Origin of the sequence: Staphylococcus sp. GDY8P196P, assembly GCF_017891705.1 — a bacterium.
In the GTDB taxonomy this organism is placed as follows: Bacteria; Bacillota; Bacilli; order Staphylococcales; family Staphylococcaceae; genus Staphylococcus; species Staphylococcus ureilyticus.
In genome coordinates this window covers 32,163-55,403 of record NZ_JAESJS010000021.1, presented here as the reverse complement: position 1 = coordinate 55,403, position 23,241 = coordinate 32,163, and the positions used below count along the sequence as shown (strand labels likewise).

The 23,241-nt window shown below is 30.7% G+C and carries 35 protein-coding genes, 1 pseudogene and 1 riboswitch; of the genes and pseudogenes, 11 read left to right on the top strand and 25 right to left on the bottom strand.

Features of this window, described 5'->3' with window-relative positions:
* Window positions 1-35: 35 nt before the first annotated feature.
* Window positions 36-335: a hypothetical protein gene (locus KA814_RS11880; protein WP_107521955.1), complete on the bottom strand. Its 300-nt coding sequence runs from the start codon at window positions 333-335 to the stop codon at window positions 36-38.
* 52 nt (window positions 336-387) lie between these two features.
* A complete protein-coding gene (locus tag KA814_RS11875; protein ID WP_107528231.1) occupies window positions 388-630 on the bottom strand; it encodes a hypothetical protein in 243 nt (80 codons plus the stop codon).
* A gap of 402 nt (window positions 631-1,032) precedes the next feature.
* On the opposite strand from KA814_RS11875, the gene KA814_RS11870 reads away from it, so the two are divergent.
* Complete coding sequence (locus KA814_RS11870) at window positions 1,033-1,557, top strand: tubby C-terminal domain-like protein (protein WP_107528230.1); 525 nt, start codon at window positions 1,033-1,035, stop codon at window positions 1,555-1,557.
* Window positions 1,558-1,596: 39 nt separating this feature from the next.
* Here the strand turns inward: KA814_RS11870 and KA814_RS11865 are convergent.
* From KA814_RS11865 to KA814_RS11800, 14 genes and pseudogenes are all read right to left on the bottom strand, one after another.
* Window positions 1,597-2,166 (bottom strand): annotated as a pseudogene (locus KA814_RS11865) (terminase small subunit).
* A gap of 15 nt (window positions 2,167-2,181) precedes the next feature.
* A complete protein-coding gene (locus KA814_RS11860; protein ID WP_107521853.1) occupies window positions 2,182-2,742 on the bottom strand; it encodes a GumC domain-containing protein in 561 nt (186 codons plus the stop codon).
* A gap of 12 nt (window positions 2,743-2,754) precedes the next feature.
* Window positions 2,755-3,012: a hypothetical protein gene (locus KA814_RS11855; RefSeq protein WP_083600676.1), complete on the bottom strand. Its 258-nt coding sequence runs from the start codon at window positions 3,010-3,012 to the stop codon at window positions 2,755-2,757.
* Complete coding sequence (locus KA814_RS11850; RefSeq protein WP_107521854.1) at window positions 2,990-3,559, bottom strand: hypothetical protein; 570 nt, start codon at window positions 3,557-3,559, stop codon at window positions 2,990-2,992. The genes KA814_RS11855 and KA814_RS11850 overlap by 23 nt, the downstream gene beginning before the upstream one ends.
* Window positions 3,560-3,562: 3 nt before the next feature.
* Complete coding sequence (locus KA814_RS11845) at window positions 3,563-3,907, bottom strand: pathogenicity island protein (RefSeq protein ID WP_107521855.1); 345 nt, start codon at window positions 3,905-3,907, stop codon at window positions 3,563-3,565.
* 177 nt (window positions 3,908-4,084) lie between these two features.
* The gene (locus tag KA814_RS11840) at window positions 4,085-4,423 is read right to left on the bottom strand and encodes a DUF3102 domain-containing protein (protein ID WP_107521856.1); all 339 of its coding nucleotides are present in this window, start codon (window positions 4,421-4,423) and stop codon (window positions 4,085-4,087) included.
* Window positions 4,424-4,776: 353 nt separating this feature from the next.
* Entirely contained in the window at window positions 4,777-5,295 is a 519-nt protein-coding gene (locus tag KA814_RS11835; protein ID WP_107521857.1) for a hypothetical protein, read from the bottom strand.
* Between the two features lie 287 nt (window positions 5,296-5,582).
* Complete coding sequence (locus KA814_RS11830) at window positions 5,583-7,295, bottom strand: DUF927 domain-containing protein (protein WP_107521858.1); 1,713 nt, start codon at window positions 7,293-7,295, stop codon at window positions 5,583-5,585.
* Window positions 7,296-7,308: 13 nt separating this feature from the next.
* Complete coding sequence (locus KA814_RS11825) at window positions 7,309-8,184, bottom strand: primase alpha helix C-terminal domain-containing protein (protein WP_107521859.1); 876 nt, start codon at window positions 8,182-8,184, stop codon at window positions 7,309-7,311.
* Between the two features lie 73 nt (window positions 8,185-8,257).
* The gene (locus KA814_RS11820; RefSeq protein ID WP_107521860.1) at window positions 8,258-8,566 is read right to left on the bottom strand and encodes a hypothetical protein; all 309 of its coding nucleotides are present in this window, start codon (window positions 8,564-8,566) and stop codon (window positions 8,258-8,260) included.
* Between the two features lie 13 nt (window positions 8,567-8,579).
* The gene (locus KA814_RS11815; RefSeq protein ID WP_107521861.1) at window positions 8,580-8,963 is read right to left on the bottom strand and encodes a hypothetical protein; all 384 of its coding nucleotides are present in this window, start codon (window positions 8,961-8,963) and stop codon (window positions 8,580-8,582) included.
* A 1-nt stretch (window position 8,964) separates the two neighbouring features.
* Entirely contained in the window at window positions 8,965-9,123 is a 159-nt protein-coding gene (locus KA814_RS11810) for a hypothetical protein (protein WP_157947932.1), read from the bottom strand.
* The gene (locus KA814_RS11805; protein ID WP_107521862.1) at window positions 9,123-9,395 is read right to left on the bottom strand and encodes a pathogenicity island protein; all 273 of its coding nucleotides are present in this window, start codon (window positions 9,393-9,395) and stop codon (window positions 9,123-9,125) included. Before KA814_RS11805 ends, KA814_RS11810 begins: the two co-directional genes overlap by 1 nt.
* On the bottom strand, window positions 9,395-9,619 hold the full coding sequence (locus tag KA814_RS11800) for a helix-turn-helix domain-containing protein (RefSeq protein WP_226955478.1): 225 nt from the start codon (window positions 9,617-9,619) through the stop codon (window positions 9,395-9,397). Before KA814_RS11800 ends, KA814_RS11805 begins: the two co-directional genes overlap by 1 nt.
* A gap of 149 nt (window positions 9,620-9,768) precedes the next feature.
* On the opposite strand from KA814_RS11800, the gene KA814_RS11795 reads away from it, so the two are divergent.
* The 5 genes from KA814_RS11795 to KA814_RS11775 all read left to right on the top strand — a co-directional run bounded on the left by KA814_RS11795 (window position 9,769) and on the right by KA814_RS11775 (window position 12,682).
* Window positions 9,769-10,335, top strand: a complete 567-nt coding sequence (locus KA814_RS11795) for a helix-turn-helix domain-containing protein (protein WP_107521863.1) — start codon at window positions 9,769-9,771, stop codon at window positions 10,333-10,335.
* Between the two features lie 362 nt (window positions 10,336-10,697).
* Window positions 10,698-10,835, top strand: coding sequence for a hypothetical protein (locus KA814_RS11790; protein ID WP_192958337.1), 138 nt, complete (start codon window positions 10,698-10,700; stop codon window positions 10,833-10,835).
* Window positions 10,836-10,845: 10 nt separating this feature from the next.
* A complete protein-coding gene (locus KA814_RS11785; protein WP_191905125.1) occupies window positions 10,846-10,983 on the top strand; it encodes a hypothetical protein in 138 nt (45 codons plus the stop codon).
* A gap of 24 nt (window positions 10,984-11,007) precedes the next feature.
* Window positions 11,008-11,409: a hypothetical protein gene (locus KA814_RS11780; protein ID WP_107521864.1), complete on the top strand. Its 402-nt coding sequence runs from the start codon at window positions 11,008-11,010 to the stop codon at window positions 11,407-11,409.
* Between the two features lie 52 nt (window positions 11,410-11,461).
* Window positions 11,462-12,682 (top strand): tyrosine-type recombinase/integrase, encoded by a 1,221-nt coding sequence (locus tag KA814_RS11775; protein ID WP_107521865.1) that lies wholly within the window; start codon window positions 11,462-11,464, stop codon window positions 12,680-12,682.
* Window positions 12,683-12,827: 145 nt separating this feature from the next.
* Here the strand turns inward: KA814_RS11775 and KA814_RS11770 are convergent, their stop codons facing one another.
* The 7 genes from KA814_RS11770 to KA814_RS11740 all read right to left on the bottom strand — a co-directional run bounded on the left by KA814_RS11770 (window position 12,828) and on the right by KA814_RS11740 (window position 17,466).
* Entirely contained in the window at window positions 12,828-13,643 is an 816-nt protein-coding gene (locus tag KA814_RS11770) for a MetQ/NlpA family ABC transporter substrate-binding protein (protein ID WP_046207497.1), read from the bottom strand.
* Between the two features lie 18 nt (window positions 13,644-13,661).
* Window positions 13,662-14,357 (bottom strand): methionine ABC transporter permease, encoded by a 696-nt coding sequence (locus tag KA814_RS11765; protein ID WP_046207496.1) that lies wholly within the window; start codon window positions 14,355-14,357, stop codon window positions 13,662-13,664.
* On the bottom strand, window positions 14,350-15,375 hold the full coding sequence (locus tag KA814_RS11760) for a methionine ABC transporter ATP-binding protein (protein WP_064209467.1): 1,026 nt from the start codon (window positions 15,373-15,375) through the stop codon (window positions 14,350-14,352). Before KA814_RS11760 ends, KA814_RS11765 begins: the two co-directional genes overlap by 8 nt.
* 81 nt (window positions 15,376-15,456) lie before the next feature.
* A riboswitch (SAM riboswitch) is annotated at window positions 15,457-15,562 on the bottom strand.
* A 53-nt stretch (window positions 15,563-15,615) separates the two neighbouring features.
* Complete coding sequence (locus KA814_RS11755; RefSeq protein WP_046207494.1) at window positions 15,616-15,915, bottom strand: thioredoxin family protein; 300 nt, start codon at window positions 15,913-15,915, stop codon at window positions 15,616-15,618.
* The gene (locus KA814_RS11750) at window positions 15,912-16,304 is read right to left on the bottom strand and encodes a toprim domain-containing protein (protein ID WP_046207493.1); all 393 of its coding nucleotides are present in this window, start codon (window positions 16,302-16,304) and stop codon (window positions 15,912-15,914) included. Before KA814_RS11750 ends, KA814_RS11755 begins: the two co-directional genes overlap by 4 nt.
* A gap of 248 nt (window positions 16,305-16,552) precedes the next feature.
* Window positions 16,553-16,933 (bottom strand): glycine cleavage system protein GcvH, encoded by a 381-nt coding sequence (gene gcvH / locus KA814_RS11745; protein WP_046207492.1) that lies wholly within the window; start codon window positions 16,931-16,933, stop codon window positions 16,553-16,555.
* A 179-nt stretch (window positions 16,934-17,112) separates the two neighbouring features.
* On the bottom strand, window positions 17,113-17,466 hold the full coding sequence (locus KA814_RS11740) for an arsenate reductase family protein (protein ID WP_046207491.1): 354 nt from the start codon (window positions 17,464-17,466) through the stop codon (window positions 17,113-17,115).
* Between the two features lie 143 nt (window positions 17,467-17,609).
* Between KA814_RS11740 and KA814_RS11735 the strand changes: the two genes are divergently transcribed.
* The gene (locus tag KA814_RS11735) at window positions 17,610-17,930 is read left to right on the top strand and encodes a thioredoxin family protein (protein WP_046207490.1); all 321 of its coding nucleotides are present in this window, start codon (window positions 17,610-17,612) and stop codon (window positions 17,928-17,930) included.
* A gap of 122 nt (window positions 17,931-18,052) precedes the next feature.
* On the opposite strand, the gene KA814_RS11730 is transcribed toward KA814_RS11735, so the two are convergent.
* Both KA814_RS11730 and aroD read right to left on the bottom strand, forming a co-directional pair.
* Window positions 18,053-18,598: a nitroreductase family protein gene (locus KA814_RS11730; protein WP_046207489.1), complete on the bottom strand. Its 546-nt coding sequence runs from the start codon at window positions 18,596-18,598 to the stop codon at window positions 18,053-18,055.
* A 66-nt stretch (window positions 18,599-18,664) separates the two neighbouring features.
* Window positions 18,665-19,384: a type I 3-dehydroquinate dehydratase gene (gene aroD / locus KA814_RS11725; RefSeq protein WP_064209470.1), complete on the bottom strand. Its 720-nt coding sequence runs from the start codon at window positions 19,382-19,384 to the stop codon at window positions 18,665-18,667.
* Window positions 19,385-19,558: 174 nt separating this feature from the next.
* Here aroD and KA814_RS11720 point away from each other — a divergent pair, with 174 nt between their 5' ends.
* The 4 genes from KA814_RS11720 (at window position 19,559) to KA814_RS11705 (ending at window position 22,955) form a co-directional block, all read left to right on the top strand.
* On the top strand, window positions 19,559-19,984 hold the full coding sequence (locus KA814_RS11720; RefSeq protein WP_046207487.1) for an organic hydroperoxide resistance protein: 426 nt from the start codon (window positions 19,559-19,561) through the stop codon (window positions 19,982-19,984).
* Between the two features lie 487 nt (window positions 19,985-20,471).
* Complete coding sequence (locus tag KA814_RS11715; protein WP_064209471.1) at window positions 20,472-21,008, top strand: GNAT family N-acetyltransferase; 537 nt, start codon at window positions 20,472-20,474, stop codon at window positions 21,006-21,008.
* Window positions 21,009-21,220: 212 nt separating this feature from the next.
* Window positions 21,221-21,487, top strand: a complete 267-nt coding sequence (locus KA814_RS11710) for a hypothetical protein (RefSeq protein WP_064209472.1) — start codon at window positions 21,221-21,223, stop codon at window positions 21,485-21,487.
* Between the two features lie 172 nt (window positions 21,488-21,659).
* On the top strand, window positions 21,660-22,955 hold the full coding sequence (locus KA814_RS11705; RefSeq protein WP_064209473.1) for a CitMHS family transporter: 1,296 nt from the start codon (window positions 21,660-21,662) through the stop codon (window positions 22,953-22,955).
* Window positions 22,956-23,241: the final 286 nt, after the last annotated feature.

The window sequence follows — 23,241 nt, the reverse complement described above, 5'->3', positions numbered from 1 at the left end:
TTTCTCTTTGAGACTTCTATATTCAAAACTAGTTTTCACTCTAAAATACTCTTTATTTCCTGTTTATGTTCAACTAAAGTATTATACTTTTCTTTAGGTGCAAATTCAGACAATAATACATCTAGTGACTCATCATATATTCTCTTAGCTTCAACTTTACTCTCTTTATTCACTGCTCTATTTATTTCTCCAATTTCTTCAAATAAATCAGCACTCTTTTGTAAGTAAATAAGTTTTTCTTTGTTAGCATCGCGATCAATCAAGCCATCTCTAATACCATATTTAATAGCATAATAAAGTAAAATTGCTGATAGAATTATGTATACGAAAACCAAACCAACACAACCTTTCAGTTAATAAATTTTAACAAATAATCTTGATTTTTTATCATTTCTTACATGCACTGAATAGGCCAATTATGAAAATTAAAATAGAAATAAATAAACACAAAGTATACAAGCCATTAAACTCTGGAGTGTTATACAAATCAATTAATTCTAAATTGCTAAGATTATTAAGAAAACCACTATCATTAGGAGACATTTCTAAATGATCAAATATCATTATCAAAATAAATGTTCCTACAGCAAAAAGAATAGCAGAAATTAAATATTTAGATACTCTTTTCATACTCCCCCTCCTAAATATCGCTTAAAATATAATTTCATACTAACATACTTCTAATTAAACTTATATTGCCTATACGTCTAAATTAAGTTCCTAATCGTCTTATCAGCATTATTATATGTAACAACAACAAAACAACCCACCAGAACTTATATTGATGATAATCAAATTTCATAATCCAATTGATTACAACATACTATATATGCTATTTTTTTATTAATACTAAATATATTGAGGTGATTCATATTACAGTTGTCGAACTTTTTATTCCCTTAGTAATTTTCATTTTAGTCTTTGTAATCGGATATATTTGTGCCAAAATTATGATACGTTGATAAATTAAATTTTTAGAGACGCAAATTAATCTATGATTGTCTTAAATATCGAACTAGAGAGGACAATACAATGTATAAATACAAAATTTACAACAAACTATCCACCTCACTTTCAAAAATTATTAACGACGATACAGAACATATTGTTGGCTATATTAAAAAGGATTATTCAAATATTTTCACTCGTCTTATTGATTTAATTGGAGACGGAAAGTTTTTTAACAATGTTAAAGTGTATACTAAAAATAAAGAATTAGTTTTTATATCAAAGCAGAAGAATCCATTTAAATATAGAAATTTCACAATTAAATTTACAGATAAAAATAATACATCCATTAATTTACAAATAAATGATAAACATTGGTTTAAAATATCTGAATATACAACCTTCGCTATTTTAAATACTGAATATGTACTACATAAAAACATTGGATATTGGGCTTATATAACTAATAAAGAAACCGGTAATAGATTAGCACGTTGGAAAAACCCATTAACTTCTCCAACATCAAATTACTTTGAAATGTTAGATCAGTCATTAAATGATTATGAACTCCTCTTTTTAGGTATATTCCATACCTATTTATATGAATAATAAAAAACAACCACTAATATTTAAATAGTGGTTGTTTTTCTAATCCTCCAACGGAACATCATCAATAATTACTGTCCTACCTGTATACTTGTCAGTAGCTTGTTCTATTTCCTTATCCAATTATTCATCATCACTACCCCATTCACCTATTTCAATAACGAATGGTGTGTTTCCAGTTATTTCTTTTTTATCTGTAAATAGTGTATGGTATTTGCCAAGTAGATCACGCGCTTTTAAACGGTCGCTAATCTTAATCGGTACTTCCACCATCTCAACACTTTCATTGTAAATGATATTGTACTTGCCTGTACCTGGATTCTTAACGTATTCACCACGTTTAGTGACTACCTCTTTCATTTCAGTTTCTTCCCCTACCGCTGCATTAGATAATAGATGTAGAATCTCATTTGCAGAAAGCACATTATCATCAATAACCTTGCTTTTGACGTCATTTATATAGTTTGCTACCTTTTTATTCTTAAGTAACCTATGGCCTTGTGTGTGGGCGCTCTGTGGGCTATAACCTGCCTTTATAGCCGACTGTGTTAAGTTTAGAGTCTTTAGGTATTCAGATACAAATTTCTCTTGTCTTGGATTTAATTCGCTCATTTAGTCACCTCTTCTTTAAACTTTGATTTCTTCGCCAGTTGGCGTATAAAGTTCGTGATAAAATGGTGTATTTCCTGCCGATTTTCCGTTGTGTATCATTTGCTTTTGAACATTGTATTCATCAGCCAAACGATTAATCTGTCTATCAGCATAATTAATTGAATTATCATATTGAGCTCTTAAATCAAGCACCTTACTTTTGGCTTCGCGATATTCATTGCGTATATTTAATAAATTATTTGCTTCTTCTTCATATTTCTCTTGGTACTCAAGCTCTAACAATTGTGCGTGTTTAGCTATTTTTTTAGATTGTACTTGAATTACTTCGGGTAACGTATCAATCATAACTGCAAATCTTCTTGATTTACGTTGTATTTCATCTTCTAATTGTTGCAGATCTTCTTGTAATTCCTCAGACTTTTCAATCTCATTATTAATAACAAAATCTTTATACTTATTCTTTAATTGTTGTAATGCTTCGTCTTGCTCACCTAATTCTCTTGATAAAGCTTTAATACTTTGCTCATAATCCAATACATATTGAATAGCTTTTTGAATTGATTCATTATTCTTCATGCTTAACCCTCCCTAATACCGAAACAGCTCTCTGTTTTTAGCTATTTGGTTTGTTCTTTCACTATCATCTTTTATGTTCATGATTTTCTCACGCTTTTCATTACGTTCAATATCAGTTAAATGATCATTCGGATTCTGTTTCTTTTGCTCTTCAATTTCTGCTTGCTTCTTTTCTGTAAATTTATTTAATCGGTATTGCTGTATATCGGTTAGTTCCAGTTCATCTACCATTTCATTTAAATGTTCATTAGATAAGTAATTTGTGTTCAATTCTACCTCGCCCCTCTTCTTTAATTTGTTTAGCGTGTGCTTCATTACGTTCACGCCGTTTGATTTCTCTTAGTTCATTTCTTTTTGTGCGATCATCTGTTACTATTTCATATAATTCCGACTTTAATCTATCTATAATATCTGGGATATAAGAAGCATTAGATTTCATGTATCGCTTAATATCATTCTGTTCATTAATCGTGTACTTACCTATCACCTTATAAAAGGCTTTTAGGTCTCTTTGACTCTTACGCACAAACTTATCAAGCTTCTGTTTTTGTTCCATTATCTCTATTGCTAAAGTCTCTAGTGGAAAAGCTTCATAATAGATTTGATGTAGGTATTCATCACTAGCTAAGTGAGGATAAGTACGGTCATACATTGCTTCTATATCTTCTTCTGCGCCACTTATCTTTTCTGAGATGTAGTAAGGATTAAACCTTGTAAGTAATTCATAATCACTAACTTCTTTCCTTATTTCATATGTCACTGGTGGCTCATATGTGCCATATACAAGCTTTGGTTGATTATCAATAATAATACTCACCTACTATACCTCTAGTTTCTTAATAGCTTCATATCGTCTTACACTGCCATCTATAAGCCTTTGTATGCTAAGCATAGCTTGTTGTTGCTCTTCCTTATTACGAATCATGTAATAGCCACGCTGCGCCTTCTTATAGCTACACCCAATCGCATATCCATGTTGTTCAATTAAGTTACTAATTACTGATCTAATCCATCTTTCATTCGTACTATTTATCTCATAACCTAATTGATTTAATATCTTTTCTTTAGTAATATATTTATTCGAAGCATTTCTTATCACGTTGAGTACCTGCAAGTGGTCATCGGGTAAGGTTTGCTTCTTTTTTTCTGGCGTTGAAGTTGTCATTTAATCACCTCGATTCTTTTTACTTTATACAGTAATTATACCATTTTTACACGTTTACTACAAACTAACGTTCGTTATTTTACATTATTTCAAAACTATTAATCATTCTTAAAACGACTGCAATCAAAGACTTTATACAGTATAACCATACATAATCACACTATATCACCATCAGAACTAACGTTCGTTTTTGAGTTGTTGGGATTTTTCTTCTTGTTCTTGCTTAATTTTCTTTTTCAAACTTTCTAGTTCTCTGTTTGTCATATCAATCGGTTTTTTAAGTTCACCTTTCGATGTAGTGTGTTCAATAGCACGTTCCGATTCAGGTAATGTTGCGATTTCATACAACGCCCTACTCCCTAAATTCATGTACGTGTATGAATTTGAGTTAAGTTCATTTGCGATTTTCATCATTTTGTTAGCTGTATCATGATTCATGTTAATTGATTGCAACCACTTACCAAACTCTCCATGAGCAAGGTCATTCTCTTTCACATGTTTTAATCTTCGTCCAATCTCAAATATCGATTAAAATTGCACTCAAGTGCAATTCTGAAACGTATCACAGCTTAATATACTCACATTTCTCCAACAAAGACTTAGCAAAGCCCAAATTTGGACCCTGCTAATTATTTTGAATAATAGATACAATACACATCTAAAAACGTGAGGTAACGATTCGTTCCCCCAGATTATGACGTCGTATTTCACGACCCCCTTATACGCTCTAAAACGTCATCATTTATCAACAGGAAGGAACGAAAAGTTACCCTCTTATTCACTCAGAAACTTAGCATTTCTATGCATAAAGAGGAGCACCCAAATAGGTACCCCTTACAAGTCTGTACTACTTAAAATAAGTTAAATATTTATCTATCAATATACCTAATCATCAAGTTTTCTTTATTTTGTCCTACTTTACCTTTACTTTCAAATCCATGTCTTTCGAAATATTGCGTATTCTTATCCGTTTCAGTCCATAAGCATAAATCAAGTTTCGTTTTTGCTGATACCTCAATAATAGAATTAAGTAATAATTGTCCATGACCTTTTTGTACAGAATTTAAGTTATCAATCTCTATCATCCAACCATCTTTAAAATGTTTCTTATGCAGAACATTAGGTTTTCTAATATTAAACTTAATCATTCCTTTAAAGTCATTTGTGATTAAAAATATATCCCCTCCATAGTTGTATAAATAGAACTCATCTGTTAATTCAAATACTGAATGTATAAATGCTTTTTGCGGATCGCGTGGATGGAATAAAAGACCAGCAACTAATCCTTTTTTCATTTCTTCTTGGTTATTCTTAACCTTTGCTTTAAAAGTTATATTTCTACTTAATAATTCAAATTGTTTCTTACCTATCTCTGTAACTGTTGCCATTAATCATTCCTCCTAATATAATGTGTTACTTTGGTTACTGACTTGTTACTGCATTTGTTACCATAAACCATTGATATAACAACGTTTATAATAATTAGTAACAAGAGTAACAACTTTTTATTTATAGAGACCATGTATATATTGTTGGTCTTTGACTATTTTTATTACTTATAGTCTTATAATAACTAGTTTGTTACTTTTGTTACTATACAGTTAAAACCTTGATAACACTGAATTCATGAGTAACAACAATCATTTTTTTATTTGTTACTCACTTGTTACCATTGTTACTTGTAATAATCTGAAGTAGGATTATATGAATTTGTAAAATCAAACCCTAATTTTTTTACAACATCTTTTTTTATGGCATAACCCCTGTAAGGTGTGCTTTTATGTTTCACTTGTTTTTGTTTTCCGATGTTACTTTCAACTAGATATTTTTTCCTACTCCATTCACCAGTTATAGTATTCATCTCATGCCCTAAGAAATCTTTAACTGTTTCACCTAAAATACATAGATAATCACGCTTATATATGGCTTTTACATCGCCACTTTTAACATCATGATAGCCTTCACCTTCAATATGATTTCTATTTGCATCTAGGTATTGAAGTAATTCTTCTAACATTTGTTTAGGTTTATCAATATTTCCATTATTTTTAATCATGCTGTGATAGGCTTCATCAACAATTCTGTAATGATCATGTTCAAATCCTTCAATGTCATTGAGTATTTCACCGGTAACTTGCATCAAAGCAAAACAACGACCCAACCTAGCCATAACTTCATTATCCTCAGCTTTTTTAACAAAGTATTGTTGAGCACTTTTAAATGAAGCATGGTAATTATCCTTATTGGATTGAAATTGTTTAATAAATGCTTTTCCTAATACTCCATGAGATTCATCTATAGATTCAGCTAAACTAGCAAAATCAAAATCTTTTGGGTACGGGTCATCTTGCAAAGTTATCACACGACCAGAAACGCCACCTTTTTCTCCTGCCATATCTGGCATAGAGACTTCACCAGTCGATAATAAAATATTCTGCCATGTTTTTATTTCATCTAAAGTACGGTTTGTATTACTTCGTGACTTAGTTTTACCACCAGAAAAATTATACACAGTATTTGAAATAAAATTAGAATGTGTGTTACGTGTATCATCCTTTAATAATGGAAATGAATTGAAGAATACTGCTTGTGCTTCAATACTGTTTTTAGTTGAATTCCATTCAGTAATTAATCCGTCATTCCCCCAAACACTTGCCGCAATCTTTAAAGTAAAAGTTTTACCTGTTGAAGTACGACCAGATATCTCTACAATGAACGGAGTGATTTTAAATTCATGCAAAAGCACTGAGCCTAGTGATGCATATACCATCATCATAACCATTGGTAGTGATTTAATTTTATTGAATACATTTTTTGAGTAATCATTTAATGTACCTTTTGTTTCAAAGGCTTTGATTAGTGATCTATATCCACTATCATTGTTAAATAATTTAATGTTACTCGTTTCTAATTCTTCTTTATACGGATAAATGAAGTAGTTTTTTATATGACCCAACCTATTAGCTACCGATATATTAATAGGTGGTTTTTCACGCATAGATGCATTGATAAAGTCTACCAACCTTGCTGATGTCGTAGATGTCACATCCAACTTATTCTTGGCTAGCTTGATTAAATTTCTTGCATCAGTAATTTGTTCAGCTTCAACATTTAAATTTACATCATGATTATTATCTTGGAATTTAAGATTATAACTAACTTCATTACTTTCAATATCTTCATAGCGCTCATTCACATTAGGTATTGTACTTGTAACAAAAATTTTCTTATCTGGTTTATTTTCACTTTCGCTAGGAATAATTTTATACAAATGAGATATTCCATTGTATTGCTCGATTTTATAGTTTCTAGGAATCAATTCTGATTCTTTTTTAGTAACATCTGCTTGTTTCTCTTCAATCCAATCAAGCATGTTTTCATCACTCATTGAATACCTCCAATCATAATTTATAGTGTTTTTTGAAAATTGACTGAAATGTCGCATTGATTTCCCTATCTGATATAGGTGGTTGACACATTTTTCCGTAATTATAAGCCAAACCATATATAAGATGATTGTTCACGCCTTTATTAAATAGATGACCTATAATAGACGTTAAAGCGTTATTTCTAGATCCTGTAGTCACACCATGCGCGACTTCTTTCCAATACTCATCATCACGTTTATTAAATTTTAGGTTACTATTATTTTTAGAATCGGCACCTACTTTTTGATACCATTTTGCCAATATAGATTTATTCAAGATAGTAGCATCATTATATCGGTACATGTAAATTGCATCTTTGTGTTGAATTACTGGTAATGCCATACATCTACTAGGTTGATAACTACCTTCATCTACTTTATGACCAATTTTATTGGCGACCACCTTTGAACATATTCTATATTCTTCTGCATTTATAGGCTCTTCCAGTGGCACTAGCAAACGTATTCTAGGCGCATTTGTTGTATGACTGAATGTTGTGTGCCAAAACCATGAAACATCGCTTAATTGCTCTCTAATTGAGTTATGAAGTACTTTAAAATCTGATATATCATCATAATCTAATACAATTATATTTCTATTAATAATATTCTTATCTTGTCGGTATTTTTGTTTCTGATTACCATATTTATCTACACCATCAGACACATCTCCGTATATTGCTGTATTACGACTATACTTATTCTTATTTATCTTGGGCACTTGTAATCGATTAACAAGTTCATTCCAAGTACATTCAGTAAATTGTGTGAATGATCCAGAATCTAAACTTTCATACTCAACGACTGATACATCAGTATCATATTCAAGAGTTATCTTATTAAATCCCAATAAATTCCACCTACCTCTGTAAAATATTGTTCAAATTTGGTAGAATGAATGTGTATTGATTTTCACAATCATTCTAGTTCTTTGCACTATCTGTAGAGTTTGGTCGCTGTTCAGATAGTGCTTTTTCTATGCGTTCATTTATTTCTTCAACTGTGTAACTGAGTTCATCTACTAACATTTTCAACGTTGATGAAACAATGTAGTTAAAGTCTTGAAATTCTCTAGCATGATTGGCTAATGAATATTCTTTACCTCTTTCAAAAGTCCTTACTGCTTCCTCATCATAAGTTTGACGGTCGCACACCATATTCAGTACTGCTTGTAATTTCCTCTCGAAATTTCCACTGTTCAAATCCTCTTTGATATTTATTAATTCATTCATTTTCTCTGCCCCTTTATTTATAAAAATTAATGTAATTCGGTCTATTCTTCTCAATCGCTTTGATTAACTTTTCGATTTCTAATTTAGCAAGATATAAATTGTTTAGGTCGTCTTCTCTTGCGAATTTGCTTAAATTACTTAAATTTGAATCTACAACTAACCCTTGAACAGTTTTACCAATATCTTCCATAGATTCCATACATGTGAAGTCCATAGCCATATCTCGAATAACATCCTTATCTTGACTACTAATTAACCTCTTACCTACTAATTCAGCAATTATAATTGCTTGATCTCTATCAAATCTTTTTAGCCTTTTCATACCTTTATTTTCCTTACGATCTACATATAGTTTATACATTAGTTCCTTGTAATCTTCTTTAGTAATATTTGTCATTTTATTCATGCTCCTTTAATTTGAATTTCTTACTTAATACCAGTGCTCCCATACTTAAGTACATGTAAGTTACAAAACTGATAAATATATCTTCTGTATGCAGTGCCAACAATATAGTGATTGTAATGATTAAACTCATTAGCAATAGATAAAGTTTCATCACAACCACTCTCCATTTTTAAGTTTTAACCAAGCTTCAAATTTCTCTATCTTGATAACTACTAAAGTACTACTGAGACTTAGATACATATCTTTGACACCTCTATCATTTTCTTTGTACTCATTTAGCAATCTAGAAGTAGTTGATCTACTAAAACCAAATAACTCTCCAATAGCCTTAGGGGCACAGTAAATTGGATGTGTTATTACTTGTTCTGTCTCAAGTATCGTATTTTCTTTTGTTGGTTCTTCTTGCAATTTGTGAACTGACATTATTTAACCTCCTCTTTTTGTTTTATTTCAAATACATCTTTAATATCCAGATCTAATGACTGAGCTATTTTTTTGGCTGTTTTTGGTGACGTTGTTCTTTTCGCATTAATAATTGAATTTAGAAAGTAGGGATTAAACCCCGTATATAAAGCGAAGTCTTTAATATTCATCCCTTTAAATGCAATCGAATTCTTTAAAACGTCAACCTTAGCTATCATTTTCATATAATCCCTCCCCAACTCTATTTTGTTAGTAAACTTTATTTTTGTTTACAAACAAATAGTAGCACCTTTCTTATTTTTTGGCAAGTCTTATATAAAAAGTTTACTAACAATCATTATAAAGTTATACTTTACATAAAAGGAGTGGTTATATGTCATCAACAAAAGAAGAAGAATTCGCAAAGATAATAAAAGAAACACGACTCAGTGGTGGCGTTACTTTAGATGATTTAGCAAAATTTGTAGGTGTTTCAGATGTTTACATAAGTCGAATTGAAAATGCTAAAAGGTTTCCTTCTAAAAAAGTATTATTTCCGTTGCTACTTTTTATTGAATACGAAGAATACACTGGAGATTTAGTTAATAAATTATTGACTTTATTCTCTACCATAAAAGATATAAATCATCAGGATTTAGAAAATGAATATCAACAATATAGAAATGATTTCAAACAAAACCAAATAGATTTATCTAACAAAATTAAAAACCATCAACTTGAAGTATCTATTGATAAATTTAATAAAGTAACATCAAAAACTATAGACAAACCCTATTACGATTTAAGTTGGTTACTAACACAAGAGGAATACGTCTTGTTTTTTAGTGATATAGAAACTAATAATAATGAATACTTCAAGCATTCCTTGACTGATAAAGATAAGCAAATGATATATAATGTTGTAAAAAATATTCTTAAAAGAGTTTATGAAAATCAATAATTAAATTCTTAGAAATTAAAAAGAATGTTGCATTTTACATTCCACAAGACACATCACAATCAGAACATAAATAAGCCCTACGCAAAGGAGCATTACTGTGGAGTATATTATAGGTATAGTAATCAAAGTCATAAATTTCATATTAAGCACAATGCTCGATGGTTACTTGTATACTAAAGAGTTTATTGAAGAGAGAAAGAAGAATAAGGAATAGCCACCCACTACGTGTCTTTGCACACGTACGCCCTATTTTAAGGTTGTGAGATACATAGTAATATTTTAATTAAGTAGTGTTGAAAATGATGGCATGACTATAGATGACTATAAGAAGAAATAATGTAGCTTAAATTGGAGAGGATATTATGAAAATAGGTAAATACAAATATGATTACAACTATTTACTGATGGCGATACCACTCTTAGTAACATCTATATTTGTACCAGCAGTTTTTGTAGCATTTCTAATCTGTTTAATATGCGGATTTGAGGAGCGTAAATAGGAGGGATATTATGAAATTCAGAAAGTATAAAATTGATGAGTTCTATTTACTTTTAATCCTAATATTTATAGCATTGTCTATATTCGCCCCATCTATCATAATTACAGTTGCACTATTAATCATATTAGGATTAGAGAAAGAAGAATGATATATAACAAAGGGGAAATTTTTGATGAAAAAGGTATCATTTTTATTATTAACAATACTGTTAGTTTTAGTAGCCTGTGGTAAAACAATTGAACCAAGTAAAGTAATTAAAGATTTTAAAGAAGATGATTTAAATGTGAAAAACGAAAAAGAAATGAAAAAAGAAGATTATGGTGCTGCACCTATGAAGGCAGAAAAAGCTAGAGTGTTTGAAATTGAAGATGGAAAGAATGCTAGATTATTTATGTTTAAAAGTGATGATGATCTACAAGAAACTAAGAAATACTATGATGAGTTAGGTAAGTCTAGCGCTATCCTATATTCGCATACTTATTCTAAAAACAACTATTTATTGCAAATGAACGGTGAAATCGATGATTCTACTTTTAAAAAATATAAAAAATCATTAAATAAGACGCTTGAGTAAAGAGAATAGAAATATCTAGCACTGTAATTTGATTATATGGGAGGGATGACAAATGTGGCATGAGCAATTCACTAATAAGCACAATCAAACACAGTATCGTTTCTACGAGAAGTACAAAGACCCATACACAGACAAATGGAAACGTGTGAGTGTAGTTCTTAATAAGAATGGTAAGCAATCACAGAAAGAGGCTCAGAGGCTCTTAAATGAGCGTATAGAGGGCAAACTAAATGATAAGACCCCAACAGACCTAAAAACACTTACCTTTCACCAAGCGTGCGATGAGTGGTTTAAAAATTACGTTAAAACATCTGGATCAAAACGAACAACAATTAAAACAAAGTTGAGTAAATTAAACACTTTAAAAAAATTTATAGATAAAGATATTTTAATCAATAAAATCACACTGTCATACGCACAACAAGTATTTGATGAAATAGATAATAAAGGTTATGTGTACCAAGTGAACAAAGAAGCATTAAGTATATTTAAACATGTATTTGAGTATGCTAGACGCATATATAATTTACAAAACTTAGAATTCTTAAAAGATATTACACTAAACAAAAAAATCAAAACGTATGATGAAATCAAGAACAAGCGCAATAAGTATCTTGAATTAAGTGAAATAGAATTAATTATTAAAAATATCAATACAAAAGCACAGAAACTTCATTCGGGTATTCATAAGAGATTTTATACATTCGTTGCACTCATGACTGAATTTCAAGCGTTAAACGGTATGCGTATCGGTGAAATGTTAGCCATTCAAAATGAAGATGTAGACTTTGAAAATAAAAGTTTAAATATTAATGGCACAATACATTGGTTTCATGATGAATCTGGTGGATTCGGTGTAAAAGATACCACTAAAACAGAGTCTAGTTACAGAACAATAGGATTAAGCAGTAGAAGTTGTGAGATATTAAAGAAAGCAATACTGGAAAACAAAAAGGATTCAAAATGGAACGATGGATATCTAAATAGAAACTTTGTTTTTACTAATCACAAAGGTAATCCAATGCAGACTGAAAGATTCAATAAGATACTTAGGGAGTCAGCTAAAGATGTTGGTATCAAGAAAGAAATTTCTTCACATATATTAAGACATAGCCACATATCATTACTCTCTCAACAAGGTGTATCACTTAAAGCTATTATGGATCGTGTAGGCCATTCAGATCACCGTACAACCCTATCTATTTATTCACACGTTACAGAACAGATGGATAAGGATATGATGAACAAACTTGAACAGGTAAAACTTGGATAATGCGCTCGAATCTGGGCGTATTTTTTTATGCTTTAAATTCGATAATTTGCACACACCGCCCTTTTTATGCCCTTTTTCTAATTTTAAACAAACAAAAAGAACCCTTCAACTATTGAAGTTAAAGGGTTTTTTAATTGTGTTGCTATTATTTTGCTGGTACTACGGCTCCGTCATATTTTTTATTGATATAATCTTTAATTTCTTTAGACTGTAATACATCCATCAACGCTTTAATTTTTTTGTCGTCTTTATGGCCTTCTTTTACACCAATCAAGTTAGCATATGGATTATCTTTTGCTTTTTCTAAAACAATTGAATCATTTTTAGGACTTAATTTTTGATCAATTGCGAAGTTTGAATTGATGATTACTGCGTCAGCATCTTCTTTTTGATAAATCTTAGGTAAGTATTCTGCCGATTGTTTATTATTAAATTTGATATCTTTTTTATTTTCTACGATGTCATCAAATTTAGCATCTTCAGTTTTAACACCTTTTTTAATTTTAATTAATCCAGCGTCAGAGAAGAATTTTAAGAAACGTCCTTCTTCTGCAGGGTTGTTTGAAACATAAACAGTAGCACCTTTTGGTAATTCTTTTAAACTTTTATATTTCTTTGAGTAAACAGCCATAGGTTCTAAATGTACATTTCCTGCTGACTCAATTTTATAGTTTTTGTCTTTCTTTTCAGTATTTAGATAAGGCGTATGTTGAAAGAAGTTTGCATCTAACTCACCTTTATCTAATAATTTGTTAGGTGTTGTATAATCGTTAATCGTTTTAATTTTTAAGTCATAACCTTTATCTTTTAGAATTGGTTTTGCTTTTTCTAATATTTCAGCATGTGGTGCCGGAGAAGCGCCAACTGTAATTGTCTTATCTTTACCTCCGCCGCCATTACCACAAGCAGCTAATACTAATGCTAAAGCGATGATTGAAGCTAAACTAAATAATTTTTTCATATAATTGTCCCCTTTAACTTAACGTTTATCTATTTTATTAGTAACTTGATCTCCAATAAATTGGATGATAAAAACAATAATTAAGATTAAAATTGTAGAAACGAATATGACATCGTTTTGGTTTCGTGTGAAGCCAGTTAGGTATGCTAAGTTACCTAGACCTCCAGCTCCAATCACACCAGCTACTGCAGTAGAGCCTACTAATGCTATTGCTGTTACAGTTATTCCAGATATTAATGCTGGCATAGCTTCAGGTAACAACACTTTCTTAACTACTGTCCATGTTGTAGCTCCCATTGACCAAGCCGCTTCTATAACACCCTTGTCTATTTCTTTAAAAGCAATTTCCACTAATCTAGCGTAGAATGGTGCTGCACTGATAATTAGTGCAGGTAAAGCACCTGTTGGACCACTAATTGTTCCAAGTACTAAACTCGTAAATGGTATAAGTAGTAAAATTAAAATAATGAATGGTATTGCTCTGAATAAATTCACAATAAACGATACGACACTGTAAAACACTCTAGCTACTGGTGATTGGCTTTTAGCAGATAAGAATAAAAGCACACCAAGTATCAAACCAAAAATAAAAGCAAATATTGTAGAAATCAATGTCATATAAATTGTTTCATATGTAGCTAACCAAACTTCATCCCAACTTACATTAGGCATTGTTAGCATTTCCTGTAGAATCTCGCCGAATGAACTACCCATGCTTTAACACCTCCACAGAAACATGTTGTGCTGCTAAATCATTTTTGAACTTTTCGAATTTTTCAGAATTCACATCTAATAAATGTAATACTAAAAATCCTAGAGCACCATCTTTAGTATGCTTAATATTTGCTTCAAGAATATTAACATCTATATTATGTGTCTTTGTTATGTATGATACCAATGGTTCAGTTGTATTATTTCCTGTAAAATTCAATCGTACGATATAAGCAGTTTCATCTAATTCGATTAATTCAGAAATAGACTCATCAAACTCATCATTTAAGTCCTCTTTCACAAAGCGTTTTGTTACTTCATGCTGTGGATTTTCGAAAACATTTGACACTTGTCCTTGTTCAATGACGCGACCATTTTCCATTACTGCCACTTCATCACAAATACGTCTTATGACCTGCATTTCATGTGTGATAATAACTATTGTTAAATTTCTTTCTTCTTTAATTTTTAATAATAATTCTAGTATTTCATCCGTTGTTTGCGGGTCTAATGCACTTGTAGCTTCATCGCAAAGTAAAACATTAGGTTCATTTGCTAATGCACGGGCAATACCTACACGTTGCTTTTGTCCACCCGATAACTCTGATGGATAGGCGTTTTCTCTACCCTTTAGTCCTACCAATTCCACCAGTTCAATCGCTCTTCTTTTGGCTTCATTGCGTGATACACCAGCAATTTCTAATGGAAAAGTAATATTATTTAAAACATTACGTGACCACAATAGATTAAAATGTTGAAAAATCATGCTCACTTTTTGACGTTTTTTTCTCAATTCTGATTTTGATAATTTCCCAATCGTATCTCCATCAATGATGACATCTCCTGAAGTTGGTTGTTCAAGATTATTTAAAAGTCTTATCAAAGTACTTTTACCTGCACCCGAAAAACCAACCACACCAAAAATCGAGCCTGATTGAATACTTAAATCAACATGATCTACTGCTAACACATCGTGTTTTTTCGTCTTGTATCTCTTAACGATTTGATTTAATTCAATCATTGTCGTTTCCTCCTTGTATTGCTCATTCAATTAAAAAATGCTTTCTCTTTTCACTGAAGAATAGAGAAAGCAATGTCGCTTCTCTCATCTTCTAAAGTTTATCTACTTTATGTGAATTGGCACCATTTCTATTACAGACGGTTGCCGGGCTTCATAGGGCACATCCCTCCACCTCTCGTGATAAGAGTACATTATTTAATTATCCATAATCCTACCATTGTACTAAAGATTCGTCAATAATTATTTTAAATTTTCTAACAAATAAGGCACTGATTGAAATGCATAAATTCTTTTTTGTTCTTCACCTTTAGACATAAGCATAAGTATCGGTACCGATTGTATCTCATGTTGTTGACTAAAATCAGGATGAAAATTTAAATCTATTTTAGTAATTGGTAATTTTAAAATTTCATTCGCAATATCTAACATGCGTTCTGACACTTTACATGTACCACAAGTTGGCGTATAACCAAAAATTAGATATTTTTCTTTATCTACGTGTTCGAAAACATTAACACGCGTTTCATTCTTTACATTCATGTTAATAAACTGACCCTTTCAGCAATATAATCTAATTTGGCTTTTGCTACTTTTTCTTCATCTTTCACTATAAAACCATGTTTTGCTAACACTTTTGACAAATAGGCTTTAGGGCATCTCGCTACTTCACCATATTGTTTCTCTATGCGAATATGTTTACTTTCACTTAAATATTTTTTGAACCATTTACGTATCTTTTCACCTTCATCATCTGCATCCGCAAGCACATAAACTTGCTTGTCGTATAACGATTCTATCATCTCATCTAACTTATCAATTCCCATAGTACCGTTTGTACAAATGATTTCAATCGGTTGGTCAATCACCTGCTTCACCCGTTTCTTGTCTGTTTTACCTTCGACAATTATAACTTGGTTTAATATCGCCATGACAGTCACCTCTAAATGTGATAGTAAATTCAATTTTATATTTAGTTCTACACCATACATTATCAACATAAACATTTATTATAGTTTCTTATTAAAATCTTATAATTGAACCATCCATTTGTCACCATTGAACTTTTTAATGTTTTTGACACTTCAAAATCAATTAATATATTCAAGTGAAATTTAATCTTTTGTTATAGAAAAATAAAAACTCCATGATATATCGTATCGTGGAGTTTGATTTCATATTATTCACCGATCATTTCAGAATATTGGTCAGCTGACATTAACTCGTCTAATTGACTTTCATCGCTTAACTCAACTTTAACCATCCATGCTTTTTCGTATGGTGATTCATTAACGAATTCTGGACTATCTTCTAGTTCATCATTTGTTTCTACAACTTTTCCTGAAACAGGTGCATAAAGTTCTGAAACTGTTTTCACTGATTCAACACTGCCAAAAGATTCACCTTCATCAATATCGTCATCAGTTTCAGGCAATTCAACGAATACGATATCACCTAATTCACTTTGCGCATACTCAGTGATACCAATTGTTACTGTATTTCCTTCAATTTTTACCCATTCATGTTCTTTAGAATATTTTAATTCACTTGGTACTGCCACGAGAATCCCCTCCTAAATGTTTTTACATATTCATGATGCCATATGAAAGGCTTACAATCAACTATTTAATTGATTTTACAATACTTCTCATGTTTTACAATTCATCGCACAAAACTTTTCCGAAGTATATAACGGTTTTTTCAAAAGTTGTTAAAAATGAATTGTAAAAGCATGTGTGTTTACAACCAAGTTTCCTTGTATTGTTCCTCTTTAAAACCTACCGTTACTTTATCCCCTAATACTGCGAGTGGTCGTTTCACTAACATACCATTTGAGGATAATAAATCTAGTTTTTCTTCGTCAGAAAGGTCTTTCAATTTATCTTTAAGGCCTAGTTCACGATATTTTGCACCATGTGTATTAAATAGTTTATTGATATCTATACCTGTAGTATTTATGATTTCTTTAAACTCATTTTTAGTTGGTGTATGTTGCACAATATCGATGGGTTCAAAACTTACCCCGTATTCTTGTAAAAATTTAGCTGCTTTTTTACAAGTTGTACAATTAGGATATTGGTAAAATTTTATCATTTTTCAGAACCTCCTATGCTTAGTTAACACTAATATAACAAACTTATAACAAAAACGCTCTAATTATTAAGCTGATTTTTTTATTTACTGCAATTTGTCAGTTATAATGTCAATACTAATATCTTTTATAAAGGAGTCTAATTATGGAATCTATTAATACTAATGATCAATTTAAAAGCACAATACAAAGCGACGCACCAGTCATCGTTAAATTTGAAGCAGGATGGTGCCCAGATTGTAAAGCTATGGACATGTGGATTGACCCAATTGTAGAAAAATACAACAATTATAATTGGTATACTGTAAACCGCGATGAATTAGAAGATGCCGCGGCTGAAAATGACGTTATGGGTATTCCAAGTTTATTAGTTTTTAAAAATGGGGAGAAATTAGCACATTTACATTCAGCAAATGCAAAATCTCCTGAACAAGTTGAATCATTCTTAGCTGAAACATTTGAGTAATTTTTGCTTTAATTCTTTTATTTTAACTTTTAAACAATCAAAATTTTAAAATAGACATTATTAGGGAGTGGGACTGAAATCTTTTTATAAAAAGATTTCAGTCCCACTCCCTTTTTTCATGATTAGAACTTATCAATGATTTGATTGTGTTGGCGTTCTCTGTGTGGCATTCTTTCTAAATCTTCCAAATCTGTTAAATATAATAACCCTACTAAACGCTCATCATCTTTCACACCAAATATTTTACGTATTTCAGGATTAAATATATAAGCCGGAGACTTCCAACATGTACCAATACCTGCTTCAAAAAGTAATAACATGAGATTTTGCGCAAATGCACCAAATGCCATATTATTCTCTAAACTTTCTTTTTGTCTTGGATCTTCTTTAACGATTAAAGCAAGCATACCACCTAAATTAGTAGCAACTTTATAGTGATCTTCCTGTTTTTTTCTTAGATTAGGAAAAGCAATTTCAGTTAATTGCTTACTCATATCTCCCAATCTATCTTTTGCGATATGAACCACTCTCCAAGGTGCTCTCAAACCGTGATTCGGTGCATCTGTAGCACGCTGTATCGCTTCATATAAAGCATCGTCATCTATATTCATATCTCTTCTAAAGACCTTTATACTTCTTCGTTGAGCTATTGCATCTTGTAGTTCCATCTAATATCGCCCTTTCACTATTGATAACTATTTTCAATTATAAGACAGGACGATAAGATTTTCAAACTACTGATATAACTTTAATTGCGCGCTTAAAGTTTCAACTTGAATCTGTCCAGGTGCTTTAGGATTATCTAAACAACCATATGATACTGCGCCTCCAAATAAACCTTGTGCAGTTCTCGAAATGGTGCCTAATTTCGACATTGCAATGCCAATGACTTGTTGCGGAACTGTATCTACTGTTGCTGATAATGCATATAATAAATTTAAAACATCTTCTTTACTTAAAGGCATGACCGCGACTTTTAAGTAATCTGGATTCATTTGATGCATTTTAAAATATAAATGTTTTAGCTGTGTGAGTGCTGGTGTTTTTTGAAAATCATGATAAGACAATATAACTTCAATATTATTTTTGTGTGCTTGGTCAATCAAGTTCAATATATATTGAGATTGTTGGTTAATTTCAAATTCTACATCAATCATATCTATGTGATCTATTTTAATTATGCTTTCAAGTAATTTAATGTACGAATCAAACGTCAAATCACCTTTACCCCCTTGTGATTGTGTCCGATACGTAACTAAAAGTTTTTTATTTAAATTTAATTCATATAATTTATCAATGACATTAGCTATATCATTTATCTCTGGTGTTGCCCAATGATCAACTCTCAATTCTATTATATCGATAGAAGTTTGATATTTTACTAATTCATGTAAAAAAGTTTGTGAAATTTTATTTTCTGGCTCTATCGTTACCGCAATTTTTACTTCAGACATTTTAAAAACTTCCTTTTCAATCAACATTAAAATTATTGTATAACAATCTTAAGAACTAACACAATCTTTAAAGCGTACATTTAAACAAATAACAAAAATCTATTCACCTTTTATATGATTAAAATTTAATTTTAAGGGTATTGTTGTTATATAAGTAATTTAGGAGGTAATATAATGGCAGTAAATTATGAAACAAAAGCAACGAATACAGGTGGTCGTAACGGTCACGTGCAAACAGATGATAAAGCAATTGATGTAGCAGTCATTCCTCCAGCACAAGCTGATGCTGAAAAAGGTACTAATCCTGAACAATTATTTGCAGCAGGTTATGCATCATGCTTTAATGGTGCATTTGATTTAATTCTTAAACAAAACAAAGTCAGAGGCGCTGAACCTGAAGTCACTTTAACTGTACGTTTAGAAGATGACCCAGATGCAGAAAGCCCTAAATTAAGTGTTTCAATAGATGCAAAAGTTAAAAATGTTTTATCACAAGAAGATGCTGAAAAATATCTACAAGATGCACACGAATTTTGCCCATATTCAAAAGCGACACGCGGTAATATTGACGTAGATTTAAATGTACAAGTAGTAGAATAGTAACAATAAAAGCCCCCAAAATTCGATTAGAATTTTGGGGGCTTTTATTGTTAAATTAGTACTGCTTATGCTTATGTCGTGATGTCTTTTGATCATTTCCTCTTTTTTTAATTGTCTTCATCTTTATAATTAATCCATATGTAAATCATTAATATGGCAAAAGAAATCAAGATAAGCAAAATTAGCGAAACTATAATAGTCATTAAAGATTCCACTTATCGTGCCTCCGCTCATAATATATCACTCACCATATTATACCATAACCATCCTATCCATTCGCGTCATTTAAAAATTAAATAAAATACAATTAAACACTTAATAATTTTATATTTTTTTGGCTTTCGAAATAAACATGATTCCATGTTTTTGAATAAAATTAAATATAGTGTTGCTCAATTTTACTTTTTCCCTTAAAATCAAATTTAATACGGCGTTAAAATTAATTAAACTATTATATAAATGGTTTATAAAATTTAGGAGGCACTCAATGACAAATATACGTTACTTATCAATCGATGATATATCCAACTATAGAACATTATTAAAACGTGGCATTCATGAAGATCTTGACGTATTTGCATGGAAATTGCAAAATGATCGCTGCTTGGCCGAACTAAATTTACAAGATTTACTTTCTACCAATTCAAATAAATCAATTGTCATTGGAGCCTTTCAAGATAGCGTTTTGATAGGTTCTGTAACACTTATATTTAATCAGAGTTATAGCTTGGCACACAAAGCAGTTATTGAGAATATGTGTGTTATGGGCGAAAACCATGAATCTAGAGAATATCTTGCTAAACAATTAATGGAATATGTATTCCAAATCTGTCAAAAAAAACAAATTGAAATTCTAATGACTTCACTTATATCAAATAATATTAGTGGCAAAGTCTTTTTTAGCAATTTAAATTTTGAATTACTTGCAATAGAAAAATTTGCTCGGAAATATGAAGTGGGTTATGTTGACGAACACTGGTTGATTTATTATTTCAACGGAGAAGATATGGCATTATTCGAATAACATATGACATAGTTATTGAAACCACCTCATTCAATCAATATACGTTCCACTACCTATGATCATTTAGCATTTTTGTTAATAACCTTTTTAATAAATGTTATGACATATTTAAAAATGACTTGCAATTAAATTGTTAAGCAAATATTATTTTATTAAGCTATCATTTAAAACATTAGATTAATAAAAGTATTTCTTAGAGAGGACTGAACAATTTGAAATATGCAACGACATTATTATCACTGTTCTTGTCATTAATTACATTAACTACCCCATTATTAGCTGTTAATAAAATTTTAGAAGAAGATATGCAATTATTAGCTGGTCTATTATTCATTTTAGGCGTACTACTCATTAATTTATATGCATGTTTACGTGGGGATCGTATTGCTAATATATTTGCAATGTTGGTATCGTTATTTTCATTAGCATTATTAAGTTATCCATTTTGGAAATCGTATGTAATAAACTTTTTCATTTAATTTTATGAATACATATTTTTTATAATATTTAATTATCAAAACACTTCATAACTATACATATTAGTTATGAAGTGTTTTTTCTATATACATTTTTTAAAAAAGAAAAAAATTTTATTTTAAAAATTTTCTGAAAAGTATATAATGATTAAAACAAAGGGGGAAAATTGAATATATGAACTTAGCAATTCTCGGTTTTATTATGATTATCATCTTTATGGTATTAATTATGACTCGTAAAATGTCAGCTTTGACTGCATTAATTGTTATACCAACCATTTTTGCTTTAATCGGTGGTTTCTACTCAGGTTTAGGTAAGTTTATGCTAGATGGCATAGAAACTGTTGCACCAACTGGAATTATGCTGACTTTTGCCATACTTTATTTTGGCGTTATGATAGATGCAGGATTATTTGAACCAGTCATTAATCAAATTATAAAAGTCGTTAAAGGGGATCCAGTAAAAATAGCAATAGGGACCGTAATATTAGCATCAATGGTAGCACTTGATGGTGATGGTACCACTACTTTTATCATAACTGTAACTGCAATGATGCCGCTTTATAAAAAAATTGGTATGAGTCTGTATACTTTATCTACATTAGCACTTTTATCTATCGGGATTATGAACATGTTACCTTGGGGCGGACCCACTGCACGTGCGATTTCATCTTTGCAAGTAACTACTGAGGAAGTCTTTGTACCAATCATTCCTGCAATGATTGGTGGTATATTATTTGCTTTTGGAGTTGCTTACATACTTGGAAAACGTTCAAAAAGATATCTCACATCAAATACAAATATTGATTTAAACGATATAAAACCTACTGATATAAAAGAAGAATCTTTATTAAAAAGACCTAAAATGCTTATTCCAAATGCGATACTTACAATTTCATTAATCATCTGTCTGGTTATCGGCTTAATGCCAATACCAGTTATGTTTATGCTATGGTTTGGCTTTGCAATTTTACTAAACTATCCTAATTTAAGTATCCAAAATTCTGTTGTGAAAAAACATGCTGGCGACGTACTTTCTGTAATTAGTCTTGTTTTCGCTTCAGGTATATTTACAGGCGTAATGAATGGGACAAAAATGGTTAACGAAATGGCTAATACCTTAGTACAAATTATACCAGATGCTATGGGTAACCACTTTGCACTAATCACTGCAATTCTGAGCGGACCATTTACATACTTTATGGCAAATGATCCTTTCTATTATGGTGTATTACCTATTTTAGCTGAATCTGCACAACAATTTGGCATTTCTAAAGTTGATATGGCCAGAGCTTCAGTTCTTGGTCAACCCTTACATGTATTAAGTCCATTGTATGCTGCTGGTTATTTACTTGTAGGTATGCTAGATATAGAATACGGTCAAAATCAGCGTATTGTAATAAAATGGGCAGTTGGCTCTAGTCTATTCATGATTTTAATTGCTTGTATTTTAGGAATTATACCGTGGTAAAATGTAATTCACAACTTGCAACTAGAATATATGTAAAGTAAACAAAATCGTTAGCTTTTGAATATAAAAAGCACTCATCCAATTTTTTAGTTTGGATGAGTGCTTTATTTGTATACGAGATGAATAATTTGCCTCACCAAGTTAATTAGTCGATGATACGTTTTTCGTACTGTGCTTATATTTATATATTAACGATGATAAATATAAGCTTTAAAACACTGCATAATAACAAATTTCAATCATTTATTATTTTTTCATCAATAAGTAGACAAATAACATAAAATTG

Coding starts and splice junctions, on each gene's coding strand:
- KA814_RS11790 (WP_192958337.1), top strand. CDS start 10,698: ATGAAAATAGGTAAATACAAATATGATTACAACTATTTACTGATGGCG.
- KA814_RS11815 (WP_107521861.1), bottom strand. CDS start 8,963: ATGACAAATATTACTAAAGAAGATTACAAGGAACTAATGTATAAACTA.
- KA814_RS11770 (WP_046207497.1), bottom strand. CDS start 13,643: ATGAAAAAATTATTTAGTTTAGCTTCAATCATCGCTTTAGCATTAGTA.
- KA814_RS11705 (WP_064209473.1), top strand. CDS start 21,660: ATGAACTTAGCAATTCTCGGTTTTATTATGATTATCATCTTTATGGTA.
- KA814_RS11755 (WP_046207494.1), bottom strand. CDS start 15,915: ATGAATGTAAAGAATGAAACGCGTGTTAATGTTTTCGAACACGTAGAT.
- KA814_RS11845 (WP_107521855.1), bottom strand. CDS start 3,907: ATGACAACTTCAACGCCAGAAAAAAAGAAGCAAACCTTACCCGATGAC.
- KA814_RS11810 (WP_157947932.1), bottom strand. CDS start 9,123: ATGAAACTTTATCTATTGCTAATGAGTTTAATCATTACAATCACTATA.
- KA814_RS11765 (WP_046207496.1), bottom strand. CDS start 14,357: ATGGGTAGTTCATTCGGCGAGATTCTACAGGAAATGCTAACAATGCCT.
- KA814_RS11800 (WP_226955478.1), bottom strand. CDS start 9,619: ATGAAAATGATAGCTAAGGTTGACGTTTTAAAGAATTCGATTGCATTT.
- aroD (WP_064209470.1), bottom strand. CDS start 19,384: ATGTCTGAAGTAAAAATTGCGGTAACGATAGAGCCAGAAAATAAAATT.
- KA814_RS11750 (WP_046207493.1), bottom strand. CDS start 16,304: ATGGCGATATTAAACCAAGTTATAATTGTCGAAGGTAAAACAGACAAG.
- KA814_RS11730 (WP_046207489.1), bottom strand. CDS start 18,598: ATGGAACTACAAGATGCAATAGCTCAACGAAGAAGTATAAAGGTCTTT.
- KA814_RS11785 (WP_191905125.1), top strand. CDS start 10,846: ATGAAATTCAGAAAGTATAAAATTGATGAGTTCTATTTACTTTTAATC.
- KA814_RS11735 (WP_046207490.1), top strand. CDS start 17,610: ATGGAATCTATTAATACTAATGATCAATTTAAAAGCACAATACAAAGC.
- KA814_RS11760 (WP_064209467.1), bottom strand. CDS start 15,375: ATGATTGAATTAAATCAAATCGTTAAGAGATACAAGACGAAAAAACAC.
- KA814_RS11740 (WP_046207491.1), bottom strand. CDS start 17,466: ATGATAAAATTTTACCAATATCCTAATTGTACAACTTGTAAAAAAGCA.
- KA814_RS11860 (WP_107521853.1), bottom strand. CDS start 2,742: ATGAAGAATAATGAATCAATTCAAAAAGCTATTCAATATGTATTGGAT.
- KA814_RS11870 (WP_107528230.1), top strand. CDS start 1,033: ATGTATAAATACAAAATTTACAACAAACTATCCACCTCACTTTCAAAA.
- KA814_RS11775 (WP_107521865.1), top strand. CDS start 11,462: ATGTGGCATGAGCAATTCACTAATAAGCACAATCAAACACAGTATCGT.
- KA814_RS11830 (WP_107521858.1), bottom strand. CDS start 7,295: ATGAGTGATGAAAACATGCTTGATTGGATTGAAGAGAAACAAGCAGAT.
- KA814_RS11715 (WP_064209471.1), top strand. CDS start 20,472: ATGACAAATATACGTTACTTATCAATCGATGATATATCCAACTATAGA.
- KA814_RS11805 (WP_107521862.1), bottom strand. CDS start 9,395: ATGTCAGTTCACAAATTGCAAGAAGAACCAACAAAAGAAAATACGATA.
- KA814_RS11720 (WP_046207487.1), top strand. CDS start 19,559: ATGGCAGTAAATTATGAAACAAAAGCAACGAATACAGGTGGTCGTAAC.
- KA814_RS11780 (WP_107521864.1), top strand. CDS start 11,008: ATGAAAAAGGTATCATTTTTATTATTAACAATACTGTTAGTTTTAGTA.
- KA814_RS11875 (WP_107528231.1), bottom strand. CDS start 630: ATGAAAAGAGTATCTAAATATTTAATTTCTGCTATTCTTTTTGCTGTA.
- KA814_RS11835 (WP_107521857.1), bottom strand. CDS start 5,295: ATGGCAACAGTTACAGAGATAGGTAAGAAACAATTTGAATTATTAAGT.
- KA814_RS11820 (WP_107521860.1), bottom strand. CDS start 8,566: ATGAATGAATTAATAAATATCAAAGAGGATTTGAACAGTGGAAATTTC.
- KA814_RS11795 (WP_107521863.1), top strand. CDS start 9,769: ATGTCATCAACAAAAGAAGAAGAATTCGCAAAGATAATAAAAGAAACA.